This window comes from Loigolactobacillus backii (assembly GCF_003946275.1).
Lineage (GTDB): Bacteria > Bacillota > Bacilli > Lactobacillales > Lactobacillaceae > Loigolactobacillus > Loigolactobacillus backii.
Map to the genome: position 1 here is coordinate 1 of NZ_RHNQ01000023.1, position 13,931 is coordinate 13,931.

Sequence of the window (13,931 nt, forward strand, 5' to 3'; positions counted from 1 at the left end):
GTGAGCTCTTTTTCTGCACAAAAATCCTGTTAATAGTTTACCATTTGTAAACTATCAACAGGAAAAAGTATAGAGCCCTTTTATTTAGTGACTGTTTTTGATAGGATAAGAGTGTTAACTATTGAAGGAGGCTCAATGATTTATGGAAAATAAAAAACCCCAAATTGGCGTTGTCGGTATGGCCGTCATGGGGAAGAACCTAGCACTGAACATTGAGAGTCGCGGTTATACGGTTGCCATTTTCAACCGAACAGGCTCAAAAACAGAGGCTGTTGCCAAGGAGCACGCGGATAAGAATTTGGTACCTAGCTATACGATTGAAGATTTTGTTGCATCACTGGAAAAACCACGTCGAATTATGATGATGGTTAAGGCCGGTGCAGCAACGGATGCTGTCATTCAAGAAATTTTACCTTTATTGGATAAGGGTGATGTTTTAATTGATGGTGGTAATACCTTCTTCAAAGACACAATGCGCCGTAACGCAGAATTAGACAAGTCCGGTATTAATTTTATTGGGACTGGTGTTTCTGGTGGCGAATTAGGTGCCTTACAAGGACCTTCGATGATGCCTGGTGGTCAAAAGGAAGCTTATGACTTAGTTGCCCCGATCTTTGAAAAGATTGCCGCTAAAGCTAAAGATGGCAAGCCTTGTGTGACTTATATTGGGAACAATGGGGCTGGTCACTACGTTAAGATGATCCATAATGGGATTGAATACGGTGATGAAGAACTAATTGCTGAAAGCTATAACCTATTGAAAAATGTGGTTGGTTTATCCGTTAATGAAATTGCGGCTATTTTCTCCGATTGGAATAAAGGTGAATTAGATAGTTATTTGATCGACATCACTGCCGATATTTTAACGCGCAAAGATGATCTTGGTTCTGGTGAGCCAATTGTTGATAAAATTTTGGACCGGACAGCGAATAAGGGAACTGGTAAATGGAGTTCAAGTAACGCCTTAGAACTTGAAATTCCACAATCGCTAATTACGGAGTCCGTTTATGCACGTTATATTTCAATGATGAAAACTGAACGTGTTGCTGCAAGTAAGGTTTTACCAAAACCAGAGGGTAAAGTTTCTTTTGACAAGGACAGCGTTGTTGAAATGATCCGTAGAGCCCTATACTTCAGTAAAATTATGAGTTATGCCCAAGGCTTTGAACAAATGCGAATTGCCTCTAAACACTATGATTGGAATCTTCAATATGGTGAAATTGCTAGCATTTGGCGTGAGGGTTGTATTATTCGGGCACGCTTCTTGCAGAATATTACGGATGCTTACGACAAAGAACCCGAATTACAGAATTTACTACTGGATGATTACTTCAAAGATATTGCTAAACGGTATCAAGAAGCAGTTCGTGACTTAGTTGGTATTGCCGTTAAGGCTGGTGTGCCAATTCCTGGTTTCACTTCTGCAATTACTTACTATGATTCTTACCGTGCAGAACGATTACCAGCAAATATTATTCAGGCCCAACGCGATTTCTTTGGTGCCCACACTTATGAGCGGACAGATCGTGACGGTAGTTTCCATTATTCATGGTACAAAGAACAATAAAATTAATTCGTTTTTAAATTGATGATATAAAACATGAGTCTATTGGGGTAGTTTTTAGTTAACTACCCAAGTAGAGCAACTTTTGTTTTATATCATTTTTTTATCATTTTATGGTAATGGTCTGTGAGTTAGTTTAGAGGGAATTGGTGGCTTTTTTACACTATTCATGGTAAAATACTATTTTGTATGAGATATTTAATTATTAAAGTTTGAATTTAGTAAATAAAAAATACGATTATGACGTAACACTGTGAAAATGTTAATAGTCTTTCAAGGAGTTGTGCGGTTGAATGAGTAAAATTCTAATTATTGAAGATGAAAAAAATCTGGCCCGTTTTGTTGAGCTTGAATTGAAACATGAAGGTTATGAAACGGCTGTTCATTATAATGGACGAACAGGTTTAGATGCTGCGCTAGCAACTGATTGGGACGCCATCTTATTAGATTTAATGTTACCTGAGCTAAATGGTTTAGAAGTTTGTCGACGTGTTCGCCAAGTCAAGAACACACCAATTATTATGATGACGGCGCGGGACTCAGTTATTGATCGTGTTTCGGGGTTAGATCATGGTGCCGATGATTATATTGTTAAACCATTTGCCATCGAAGAACTATTGGCTCGTTTACGGGCTTTACTACGCCGGATTGATATTGAAGGCGAGCAAAATAACGCTAAGCAAACAACTGTTTCGTATCGAGATTTAACAATTGAGAAAGAAAATCGGGTTGTTAAACGCGGTAATGAAACAATTGATTTGACGAAGCGCGAATACGAGCTGTTGTTAACGTTAATGGAAAATATCAACGTTGTGCTGGGCCGTGATGTTTTGTTAAACAAGGTTTGGGGCTATGAAAGTGAAGTCGAGACGAATGTAGTTGATGTTTATATTCGTTATTTACGAAATAAAATTGATCGAGACGGTGAGGAAAGCTATATTCAAACCGTTCGTGGTACTGGGTACGTGATGCGCTCGTGAAATCCATCACTGCTGATAAACAACAAAAGCGGGCTCGACGTTTTTCATTAAAATGGAAGTGGGCGTTGGGTGCCGCTTTTGGTGTATTCATTGTTTTTGCCATCTTTTCAATTTTAATTTTTAATTGCTTTACTGCCATTATGTTAGGTCAAGAACAGACTAACTTACGTGATACGATGACGCTAGTGGTTGAGCGCCTAAATAATCAGTCCGACACCTTGACGCACGCAACTGTTTTACCATACCTTCGTCCTGATTTGGCAACGCCGGCAGACGAGGTTCCTAAAAGTGATCAAAACGCGAAGAAAAACATCTATACTGATTCGATTATTGTTAAATTAGCCCGTGAGGATGTGACCGTCAGCGTTTATAATCCTAATGGTAAGTCAATTTTTGCTTCACGGAATATCCCAACAAAATTTAAAAAGACAGCCAATATTGATATTGAGCGAACAAAGATTCATGGCGTGAACGGCTTTATTGGTCGGCGGCCAATTCGTTCACGAACTACTGGTAAAATTATCGGTTACGCGCAGGTGACGACACAACTGGGAACCTTACGCAAGGATCAGAATCAACTGTTGAAGGCCTTTTTTGGGATTGGGTTACTTGCTTTTTTGATTAGTGGATTAGTGGGGTACCTTTTGGCCAGTTATTTCATGCGGCCGATTAAATCAATGACTGATACGATTGATATTATCAAGAATGATCCACAATCGGCGGAACGGATTCCCCAAGTAAAGCGAAATGATGAATTAGCCGATTTGGCCAACCTTTTTAATGATATGCTGGATCGAATGCAGCGTTACATTGAACAGCAGGAAGAATTTGTTGAAGATGTTTCACATGAATTGCGCACCCCGGTCGCAATTATTGAGGGCCACTTACAAATGTTGAACCGTTGGGGAAAAGATGATCCTGAGGTTTTGGCCGAGTCAATTAGTGCTTCCGTCCAGGAAATCACCCGAATGAAGAGCTTAGTCCAAGAGATGTTGGATCTAACTCGCGCAGAACAAGTTGAGGTTCATTACCCTCACGCAAAGACTGACGTTAAGGACGTTACGCAGCAAGTCTTCAATAATTTCAAACTAATTCATCCTGATTTTACGTTTACCTTGGACGATGATCTTGATCAACCAACGATCGTTAAGATTTATCGTGATCACTTTGAGCAAATTATGATTATTTTGATGGACAATGCCGTCAAGTATTCTGAAAAACGACAAGAAGTTCATTTGTCAATTGCACGTACTGGTAATCAAGTCGAAATTGCTGTGCAGGACTTTGGCGAAGGAATTGCTGAAGCAGACCTTGCACGAGTCTTTAATCGTTTCTACCGGGTTGATAAGGCCCGTAGCCGCGATAAAGGGGGCAATGGTTTAGGCCTGTCAATTGCTCAACGCTTGGTTGATAGCTACCATGGTAAAATTTCGGCAGAAAGTGTACTGGGTAGTGGCACGATTCTTCGAATGAGCTTTCCTATTTTAAATACGTTGCCTAAGGGTGAGTCGCCAATAGCGACAACTGATGATTCGAAGTAAAGCGTTGCTAAATGATAGTTTAATAACTAAAAAACGTCACTGACAATTTTGTCAGTGACGTTTTTTTAATTACCGTTCGTGGTGTTGTTTACCAGAATTACGATTCTTTTGATTAGAATTTGCGTTTGGCTTAGCCGCTACTTTTTTAGGCTTAGTAGCAGGTTTAACAGTTTCTTCCACGGGTTTAACAACTTGCTTAGGTGGATTCTTCTTTAATTCTTCGGCCACTTCGGCCTTAATTTTTGGCATATAGTAGAAATTTGTAATAACTGTCTGTAAAATGGCTAGTAAGCCGCCAGCCAAGAAGTATAGGCCTAAACCAGCCGGGGAGGCCAAGGAAATGAAGAAGGTCATGGCCGGACTCATTAACATCATCGTCTTCATTTGTTGTTTCTGGCTTTCTGGTAGTCCAATTAAGGAAATGTAGCCCTGAATGACGTAGGTTAACGTTGCAAGGATTGTGATCACTAGGTTAGTTTGACCTAGGCTAATTCCCATAAAGGTACTCTTAAAAAGTACTGGGTCATACTGGATGGCCATATATAAGGCAGAGAAAATAGGTAACTGAATTAATAGTGGTAAGCAGCCAATGCCGCCGGTCATACTGACACCGTTGTCTTTGTAAAGTGTCATCATTTCCTGACTAATTGCAGTCCGTTCTTCATTAGTTTGTGCAGCCTTTTGGCGTTTTTGAATATCATCCATTTGTGGTTTAATTGCGGCCATCTTTTGTTGTTGCCGGGTTGATTTCTTAGATTGGCTTAGCATTAATGGTAAGAGAATTAAACGAACAACGAGTGTGATAATTAAAATTGCCCAACCATAGTTAGGTGGATTACCGAAAAGTTTTGCGATCCAGGTGATCAAGTGCTGCATCGGTAGACCAAGGAACTTATAAATTGGTCCGTAAAGAAAACCAGTAGGTGGTGTTCGATGAATTTGTTGGTTTGAACAAGCCGATAAGAATAAAGTTAAAACCGTAAAAAGTCCGCCGTAAGTAATTAGGCGTTTAGATTGCTTCATTTATTTAATTCCTTTCAAGGTAAAGTCTTCTAGAATACTATACTTGAAGGAAATCAATTTTTCAATGAGACTTTAGTCGGTTACTTGAAAGCCGTGGTAGTTACTTGGCTTAATTTCTTCAAGGTCAACGCGCGTTACTTTGCCGTAGGGTGAGGGTGATGCCTTAATTGAAGAGATAAATTTCTCAATTTGTTTGTTACTACCACTGGCCTCGATGTAGACTGACCCATCAATTAAGTTACGCACAATACCGCTAACACCAATTTTATCTGCTAAGCGTTTGGTTGAGAAGCGAAAACCAACGCCTTGGACACGACCGAATACAGTCAATTGAACAGTACGCATTCTTTAGCCTCCTTTTTCGATTCCATTTAATGAACAGCAATAAATTTAAAAATCATGGTATAATGCAGAAAAAATGAAGGACGTGTTTTTGTGTCATTAATCCAATCTTCCAAGAACAATTATATCAAAGACTTACGCAAGTTGGCGCGAAAAAAGGAGCGTTTGGCCCAACAACGTTATTTAATTGAGGGAATTCACTTAGTTAAGGAAGTACTTAAGTCAAACGCTAAAGTTCAAGCCGTGTTAGCAACCGAAGCTTTTGAACAAAGCGCGTGGCTTGATGGGGTTGCCGTTCAGTGGATTTCAGGGGAAGTTGCTAAGACGTTGGGGGAGACGATTACAACGCAAGGAATCTTTGCCGTAATTGAGTTACCCGAACTGGAAAGACCCGCAACTTTAAATGGTGCGTGGTTACTTTTGGACCAAATTCAAGATCCGGGAAATATCGGAACAATGGTTCGAACAGCAGATGCCGCCGGTTTTAATGGTGTTGTGTTGGGCCAGGATAGTGCTGACTTATATAGTCCCAAGGTAGTCCGATCAATGCAGGGAAGTCAATTTCACATTACAATTTACGAGTCCGATTTACTAACCTGGTTTGCCGATTTTAAGGCAGCGGGAATACCTGTTTACGGAAGCGAGTTAAACGAAGGCGCCGCTGATTTCCGAACAATTAAGTCTCAAAATGATTTTGCGTTAGTTATGGGGAATGAAGGAAACGGAATGCAGGCGTCGTTATTAGAAATGACAACAAAAAACCTGTATATCCCCATAAAAGGGCAGGCAGAGTCACTAAACGTTGCTGTTGCGGCCGGCATTTTAATGTTTCAATTAAGCGCTACCAATTAAAGCTTAAGTTTCTTTAATATTCAAGGATATTGTTCGCAATTTTCTTAGGAATGGATTAAACTGAATTTAATTAGGGTAAGATTAATTCATTGAAGAAAGGCAGCCATTGAATGAAAAAAACTTTAAACTGGCAAGATGATCAGGCATACGTAAATGAAGTTGCTGATTTATTAGAGACCGACGCTGTTAAACGACTAGCTGATTACACGCAGCACCATTTTTCTAACCGACTAGAACATTCAATTCATGTTTCTTACCGTAGTTATCTAATTGCCAAGAGGCTTAAGTTGGATACTCGGGCAACTGCGCGTGGTGGTCTTTTACACGACCTATTCTATTATGATTGGCGGACAACTAAGTTTGATCTGGGCACCCATGCTTATATTCATCCGCGAATTGCGTTACGTAATGCAGAAAAATTGACTCAATTATCGAAAAAAGAAAAAGATATTATTATTAAGCATATGTGGGGTGCAACAGTTGCGCCGCCACGTTATCCAGAGAGCTTAATTGTTTCAGTGGTTGATGATTATTGTGCCATTGATGAATACGCGATTCCTGAAGCGACTAAGCTAAGACAGTCGTTTAAGCAGCGAGTGTTAAATCTTACAACCAAACTAAATGGCTAACACTAGGGAGTGGGACAAAAGTTGTTTTTGGTGCACATTCCAGAATAATGCTCAGAAATAGTAAGTGGCTAGGACTTTTGTCCCGGCTTTTTTTGTTACTTGTCTGGAATTTGAAGATGGCGCTTTGGTCAGATAGGTTTACTTTTTTAAAGTAAGTATGCTAGAATAATTTCGAGGTGAGAACTATGACAGAAAAGACGGTTGCAGAATGTCAAAGCGAGCAGTTTCACTTATGCCCTAAATTTCAAAAAACTTTTACAATTCTTGGAAAAAAATGGAATGGTTTAATTGTCGACGTTCTTCTCGAAGATGGTACGCAACGCTTTAAAGATTTAGCAAAAAAAGTTCCTAAGTGTAGCGACCGGGTATTAGTTGAACGTTTAAAAGAACTTGAGCAAGAAAAAATTGTTGAAAGAAAAACTTATTCTGATTCAGCACTAATTGAATACCAATTAACGCCGCAAGGTCAGGATCTTGAACAGGTTATTACTGCCGTTCATAGTTGGTCGGATACTTGGCTTGACGCAAAGCAATGTGTTGAGGAGTTGACGCACTAGGCTTTTGTGCTACAATTAATACCAGTTTAAAAATGCAGATGGAAACTAGTAATTAAGCTTAGCCGTTCAGAAAGTTGACTATTTTGATGGAAGGTCAACCGACTATGCTTGGTGAATTTCACTTCCGGAGTTGGCTTTGGGCGTGCATAGCACAAATAAAGTTCCGGCACAGGCCGTTATCCTGTCTGAGTGCACACCTTTTTTAATTATGGCTTGTGAACTAGGGTGGTAACGCGAAACCTCGTCCCTTTATTAGGGTGGGGTTTTTTTTGTGTCAAAAATAAACAGCTGTTAATTCAGTTAAAGGAGATTGAATATGAGCACTTTACAAGAAAAATTAACTCAGTTACAGCAAAAGGGTAGTCAGGATATTAAAGCAGCAAGTGATTTAAAACAGTTAAATGATATCCGGGTTAAGTTATTAGGAAAAAAAGGCCCAATCACAGAGGTTTTACGCGGAATGCGGGATTTAACAAAGGAAGAACGACCAGCAGTTGGTAGCTTTGCAAATAAAGTTCGGGATGCTTTGGCCGAGGTTGTTGACCAAAAGAAGGCAGAATTAGAGCAGGCAAAAATTGAGCAACAATTGGCCACAGAAACAATCGATGTGACCTTACCTGGGGATCAACCTAAGATTGGTGCACATCACGTTATTTCGCAAGTGATTGAACAATTAGAGGATACATTTTTGGGCATGGGTTTCAAGGTTGTTTACGGTTATGAAGTGGAAGAGGAAAAGTACAACTTTGAAATGCTAAATATGCCTAAAGATCATCCAGCGCGTGATATGCAAGATACTTTTTATATCACGAAAGATGTTTTAATGCGGACCCATATGTCACCGGATGAAGCCCGTGAATTAGAGAAACACGATTTTAGTCAAGGGCCACTAAAAATGGTCAGTCCTGGTCGTGTGTACCGGCGTGATACTGATGATGCAACCCATTCACACCAATTTTTCCAGATGGAAGGCCAGTACATTGGTAAGAATGTTACTATGGCTGATTTAAAAGGAACCTTGGAATTTGCCATTCGCCAAATTTTTGGTGAAGAACGGGAAATTCGTTTCCGCCCAAGTTATTTTCCGTTTACTGAACCATCAGTTGAAGTAGATATTTCTTGCTTTAAGTGTAACGGTAAGGGCTGTGATGTTTGTAAACATACTGGTTGGATTGAAGTTTTAGGCGCTGGAATGACACACCCGAATGTTTTAAAGGCGGCCGGCGTCGACCCTGAAATTTACGGCGGTTTTGCATTTGGTTTAGGTATCGATCGATTTGCGATGCTGAAGTATGGTATTGATGATATTCGCAATTTTTACCAAAATGATGTCCGTTTCTTAACTCAATTTGAAAAGAGAGGCTAGAACCTGATGAAAGTATCTTATAACTGGTTAAAGGATTATATCGATTTAGATGTCACCCCAGAAGAATTGGCAAATAAAATTACCTTGACTGGGATTGAAGTGGAAGACACCTTCCACCCAGATGCTGGCCTGAAGAAGATTGTGGTGGGTTACGTTGTTTCAACCAAGCCGCACCCAAATTCTGATCATTTACAATTATGTCAAGTGGATCTTGGTGCTAGCGATCCAGTTCAAATTGTTTGTGGTGCACCTAATGTTGCTGCCGGTCAAAAAGTAATTGTTGCACTACCAGGATCGCGGATTGCAAACAATGAAAAAATTAAAAAAGGTAAAATGCGTGGCGAAGTTTCTAACGGAATGATTTGCGCGTTACAGGAAATTGGGTTTAGTACTGATGTAGCACCACAAGCGTATGCCGATGGAATTTATGTTTTACCAGCGGATGCTAAGGTTGGTGCGCCGGTGTACCCTTATTTAGGCATGGACGACGCAATTTTAGATTTGGCCATTACACCTAACCGAGCGGACGCACAAAGTATGCGTGGTGTAGCTTATGAAGTTGGTGCAGTTTACGCTAAGAAACCACATTTTGACGTTGCCAAGCCGGTAGAAACTGCTAAACCAGTTACTGATGTTTTACAGGCTAGCGTTGCTGCTGAAAAAGATGCACCGAGTTATAATTTACGCGTGATCGAAAACGTTAAAATCCAACCAAGCCCACTTTGGCTACAAATTAGGTTGTGGAACGCGGGTATTCGACCAATTAATAATGTAGTTGACGTCACGAATTACGTGATGTTGGATTACGGCCAGCCAATGCACGCCTTTGATTACGATAAAATTGGTTCCAAAGAAATTTTGGTGCGGCGGGCAACTGAAGGCGAAGCACTGACAACATTGGATGGTAATGAGCACGAATTAAGCGCCGATGATATTGTGATCTCCAATGGGACTAAGGCAATTAATTTGGCTGGGGTTATGGGTGGTCTAGATTCTGAAATTACTGACCAAACGACAACCGTTGTTTTAGAAGCAGCAATTTTTGATCCGATGCACATTCGAAAATCGGCACAGCGGTATAACTTACGTAGTGAGGCATCATCACGGTTTGAAAAGGGAATTAATAAAGGGACCGTTTTAACGGCCTTAGATCATGCGGCTAGTCTAATCGCTGATTTTAGTGATGGTGATGTGCTGGCAGGTATTCTATCACCAACGAAGATTGTACCAGCAGCTACTGTTGTCGAAGTTTCGCAGGAACGCATTAATCATGTACTGGGCATGCAAATTTCGGCGGCCGAGATTACTAAAATATTTAAGCGCTTGGCTTTTGGTGTTAGTGAAATGAACGGTCAATTTAAGGCTAGTGTACCGACTCACCGGTGGGATATTAGTATTCCCGCTGATCTAATTGAGGAGGTTGCTCGGCTTTACGGCTATGATAAAATGCCAACCACGTTACCGGCTTCGGCTTCAACACCAGGCATTTTAACGCCCCAACAACGGCGAGTTCGGCAGATGGCCCAATTATTAGAAGCCAGTGGTCTCAATCAGGCGATTAGCTATGCCTTGACAACCAGTGAAAAGGCCAGTCAATTTACGTTAATACCGGCCGCGACAACTAGTGTTGCGTGGCCAATGACCGTTGACCATGCAGTGTTACGAATGAACTTGGTAAGTGGATTATTGGATAATTTGGCGTATAATATTGCCCGTAAACAAGTTAACGTTGCTTTGTATGAACAAGGCCGTGTTTTCTTAAAACAAGATGCAAAAACTACCCGTCCTGAAGAAGTTGAATATGTTGCCGGGGCAGTGACCGGTGATTGGCAAGCAAAGACGTGGAATCAAGCGGCCAAGCCAGTTGATTTTTATCAAATTAAAGGCATCGTTGCCGCTCTTTTAAATCAATTTAACTTAAAGGCCACCGTGACCTATCATGCTACAGCGACGCGGGCCGAAATGCATCCTGGACGAACAGCAGATATTTACGTTGGTGATCAGTTAGTTGGTTTTGTTGGTCAAATACACCCACAGGTTGAGAAAGTTTACCGGATTAAACCAACCTATGTCTTCCAGCTTAATTTAACGGCTTTATTAACGTTAGAAAAGCAGGCAGTTGTTTACCAGGCTATTTCTAAGTACCCAGTAATCACTCGTGATGTTGCTTTGTTAGTTGCCAGTGATGTTACTAATCAGGCCATTACTGATGCAATTTTTGCAAAAGGTGGCGCTCACTTAAAGAACGTGACGCTATTTGATAGTTACACAGGTTCAAAGATTGAAAAAGGCAAGAAGTCATTAGCCTACACGCTAACTTATCAAAATCCCGGTGCAACTTTAACGGATGATGAAGTTAATACGGCTTTTGCAAAAGTTGAAAAGACTTTAGTTGAACAAATTGGTGCCGTAATTCGTTAAAGTGTTGTGTTTTTCTTAATTTCTAAAACTGCTGCTGCACGGGCCGTTATTTTCTTGTATACTATTAAAGGCTATTGAAAAATGCACATAAGGGAGGCCTTTCTTTGGATAACCGTGGCGGAAATCAACCCGAACATCGAAGAAAATCAAAACAAAACGATCTACAGCAGCACGCTGAAAAATTGGCTGAAGATCGGATTGCCGAAAAGAAAATTGTGGATCGTATTGTTTATTGGATTGCCGGTATATTAGTTGTATTAATTATTTTAGTTATTTTGGTTGGCATGCAGTATTTCCATTCATCACTTCAACCTTACGATAAAAACGCAACTAAGCCCGTGGAAGTAAGTATTCCGGTGGGCGCATCTAATAAAGAGATTGGTGCAATTTTACAAAAAGACAAGGTCATAAAAAGTGGGACTGTTTTCAGTTACTACGTTAAGACACATAATTACGCCTCTTTTCAAGCAGGTTATTACTCGTTAAAGCCATCACTGTCTCTTGCTCAGGTTACGAAGAAATTGAGTGATGGTGGTGAAATGAGTAGCAAGTATCATATTCTTGTTCGCGAAGGAACAACAATTGACCAAATTGGTGATCAAATTGCTAAAGCGACGCCTTATTCTAAAAAAGAATTTTTGGCCTTGATGAAGAATCAGGCTTATATTCAAACCTTGGTCAAAAAATACCCGCAGTTGTTAACTTCGAGTATGGCAAACAAGGACGTACGTTATCACCTGGAAGGTTATTTATTCCCGGCCACCTATAATTATTATGAAGGCTTAACGTTAAAGACGTTGGTCAACAGTATGGTCGCCAAAACAAATACGGTGATGAAGCCGTATTATAGTCAGATTAAAGCGCAAAACTTGACGGTCCAGAAGGTGCTAACGCTGGCCTCATTAGTGGAGCGAGAAGGTGTTACGGCGGCCGATCGGAAAAAGATTGCCGGAGTTTTCTTTAATCGAATTGATACTAAGATGCCACTACAATCAGATATTTCCGTAATGTACGCGTTAAATACCCATAAGAAACATCTTTATAATAAGGATACTGCAGTGAAATCACCGTATAATCTTTATAAAAATAAAGGTTACGGTCCGGGACCATTTAATAGTCCTAGTGCGTCATCCATTTATGCTGTGATGCATCCAGCTGATCGGGAGCAAAATTACTTATACTTTGTTGCTAACCTTAAGACGGGGAAAGTTTATTATTCTCAGACGTTTGAACAGCATACGACAACAAATAGTGGTATTCAGACTAAAAATAAAGATACTAATTAAAGTGATAACGAAAAAGCAGTCAGACATTGTCTAGACTGTTTTTCGTTAGGCAAATTTTTGGAGGAAATTTAATGATGAAGAATAAGCCAGTTGTCATTGGTGTGACTGGGGGAACTGCGTCCGGGAAAACGACTGTTTCACACGCCATTTTTGATCACTTTTCTAAGAACTCCGTTTTATTACTTGAACAGGATTCTTATTACAAGGATCAAAGTAAGATGACGATGGCGCAGCGCCGAGCGGTTAATTATGATCACCCGCTGGCCTTTGATACCGATCGTTTAATTCAAGATTTGAAGAAGCTATTAAAGCGGCAAGCGATTGATAAACCCATTTATGATTATAAAGTATTAAATCGTAGTGCAGAGGTTATCCACGAGGAACCACGGGATGTTATTATTCTTGAAGGAATCCTAATTTTAGATGATCCGCGCCTTCGTGATTTGATGGATATTAAAGTTTTTGTTGATACTGATGATGATGTGCGGATTATTCGTCGAATCCAACGGGATATGCGTGAGCGGGACCGAACATTAACTAATATTATTGATCAGTACCTTACCACAGTTAAGCCAATGTACCATCAATTTGTTGAACCGACTAAAAGGTACGCTGATCTCATTGTTCCTGATGGTGGGAAAAATCAAGTTGCCATTGATTTATTGGTCACTAAAGTACGGGATATTTTACAAAAAAAGCAAACAATCAATTAAATCGACTTGACAGATTTGACCTGTTTAAATATCATTAGCGCTATGGGTTTTAAATTGGTTTAAGTTTTTAGACGATTTAGGCCAAGTTATGGTTTGAATATAAATTAAGATTATTTTAAGAGGTGGATAAAATGGCAGAAAAAGAATTCCCAATGACTGCTGAAGGTAAACAAAAATTAGAAGATGAATTAGAAAAGTTAAAAACGGTGACGCGTAAGGAAGTTGTTGAACGAATTAAGGTTGCCCGTGGCTTTGGTGATTTGTCTGAAAATTCTGAGTATGAATCTGCTAAAGATGAGCAAAGTTTTGTTGAAGGACGAGTTTCAACAATTGAAAATATGCTCCACTACGCAAAAGTGGTTGATAACGGAGCAGTTGCTTCTGATGAAGTCTCTGTTGGTAAAACTGTTTCCTTTAAAGAAAAAGGTGAAGATGACGAAGAGACCTATATGGTTGTCGGTGCCGCCGAATCGGATCCTTTAGCAGGTAAGATATCTAATGATTCACCAATTGCTGGGGCCTTGATTGGTAAGCACGTTGGTGACGATGTTGTCATCAAGACGCCTGGTGGTGATATGAACGTTACAATTACTAAAGTAGAAAGTAATTAGCAATTGTCGTAAAAGAAGTTCTTTTATGAAAAATGAGCCGTAAGAA

Annotated in this window: 13 protein-coding genes and 1 other annotated feature; of the genes, 11 read left to right on the forward strand and 2 right to left on the reverse strand. The window is 40.0% G+C overall.

From position 1 onward, the window contains the following. Positions 1 to 142 precede the first annotated feature (142 nt). From gndA to EKM61_RS05685, 3 genes are all read left to right on the forward strand, one after another. Complete coding sequence (gndA, locus tag EKM61_RS05675) at positions 143 to 1,567, forward strand: NADP-dependent phosphogluconate dehydrogenase (RefSeq protein ID WP_068223683.1); 1,425 nt, start codon at positions 143 to 145, stop codon at positions 1,565 to 1,567. 290 nt (positions 1,568 to 1,857) lie between these two features. Next, complete coding sequence (locus EKM61_RS05680) at positions 1,858 to 2,544, forward strand: response regulator transcription factor (RefSeq protein ID WP_068223686.1); 687 nt, start codon at positions 1,858 to 1,860, stop codon at positions 2,542 to 2,544. Next, on the forward strand, positions 2,541 to 4,085 hold the full coding sequence (locus EKM61_RS05685) for a HAMP domain-containing sensor histidine kinase (protein WP_068223690.1): 1,545 nt from the start codon (positions 2,541 to 2,543) through the stop codon (positions 4,083 to 4,085). The genes EKM61_RS05680 and EKM61_RS05685 overlap by 4 nt, the downstream gene beginning before the upstream one ends. Positions 4,086 to 4,154: 69 nt before the next feature. On the opposite strand, the gene yidC is transcribed toward EKM61_RS05685, so the two are convergent. Together yidC and EKM61_RS05695 are read right to left on the reverse strand one after the other, a co-directional pair. Next, complete coding sequence (yidC, locus tag EKM61_RS05690) at positions 4,155 to 5,108, reverse strand: membrane protein insertase YidC (protein ID WP_068223693.1); 954 nt, start codon at positions 5,106 to 5,108, stop codon at positions 4,155 to 4,157. A 72-nt stretch (positions 5,109 to 5,180) separates the two neighbouring features. Then, a complete protein-coding gene (locus tag EKM61_RS05695) occupies positions 5,181 to 5,453 on the reverse strand; it encodes an acylphosphatase (RefSeq protein ID WP_068223696.1) in 273 nt (90 codons plus the stop codon). A 90-nt stretch (positions 5,454 to 5,543) separates the two neighbouring features. Between EKM61_RS05695 and EKM61_RS05700 the strand changes: the two genes are divergently transcribed. The 8 genes from EKM61_RS05700 (at position 5,544) to greA (ending at position 13,885) form a co-directional block, all read left to right on the forward strand. Beyond that, positions 5,544 to 6,302: a TrmH family RNA methyltransferase gene (locus EKM61_RS05700; protein WP_068223699.1), complete on the forward strand. Its 759-nt coding sequence runs from the start codon at positions 5,544 to 5,546 to the stop codon at positions 6,300 to 6,302. A gap of 110 nt (positions 6,303 to 6,412) precedes the next feature. After that, on the forward strand, positions 6,413 to 6,931 hold the full coding sequence (locus tag EKM61_RS05705; RefSeq protein WP_068223702.1) for an HD domain-containing protein: 519 nt from the start codon (positions 6,413 to 6,415) through the stop codon (positions 6,929 to 6,931). Positions 6,932 to 7,116: 185 nt separating this feature from the next. Next, entirely contained in the window at positions 7,117 to 7,488 is a 372-nt protein-coding gene (locus tag EKM61_RS05710; RefSeq protein WP_068223705.1) for a winged helix-turn-helix transcriptional regulator, read from the forward strand. Positions 7,489 to 7,514: 26 nt separating this feature from the next. Continuing rightward, positions 7,515 to 7,740: a binding site (T-box leader), on the forward strand. A gap of 64 nt (positions 7,741 to 7,804) precedes the next feature. Further along, on the forward strand, positions 7,805 to 8,854 hold the full coding sequence (pheS, locus tag EKM61_RS05715) for a phenylalanine--tRNA ligase subunit alpha (RefSeq protein WP_068223709.1): 1,050 nt from the start codon (positions 7,805 to 7,807) through the stop codon (positions 8,852 to 8,854). 6 nt (positions 8,855 to 8,860) lie between these two features. Then, positions 8,861 to 11,275, forward strand: coding sequence for a phenylalanine--tRNA ligase subunit beta (gene pheT / locus EKM61_RS05720; protein WP_068376990.1), 2,415 nt, complete (start codon positions 8,861 to 8,863; stop codon positions 11,273 to 11,275). A gap of 182 nt (positions 11,276 to 11,457) precedes the next feature. Next, the gene (mltG, locus tag EKM61_RS05725; RefSeq protein ID WP_068226199.1) at positions 11,458 to 12,561 is read left to right on the forward strand and encodes an endolytic transglycosylase MltG; all 1,104 of its coding nucleotides are present in this window, start codon (positions 11,458 to 11,460) and stop codon (positions 12,559 to 12,561) included. 71 nt (positions 12,562 to 12,632) lie between these two features. Continuing rightward, positions 12,633 to 13,274, forward strand: coding sequence for a uridine kinase (udk, locus tag EKM61_RS05730; RefSeq protein ID WP_068223715.1), 642 nt, complete (start codon positions 12,633 to 12,635; stop codon positions 13,272 to 13,274). Between the two features lie 131 nt (positions 13,275 to 13,405). Then, entirely contained in the window at positions 13,406 to 13,885 is a 480-nt protein-coding gene (gene greA, locus EKM61_RS05735; RefSeq protein WP_068223718.1) for a transcription elongation factor GreA, read from the forward strand. Positions 13,886 to 13,931 lie beyond the last annotated feature (46 nt).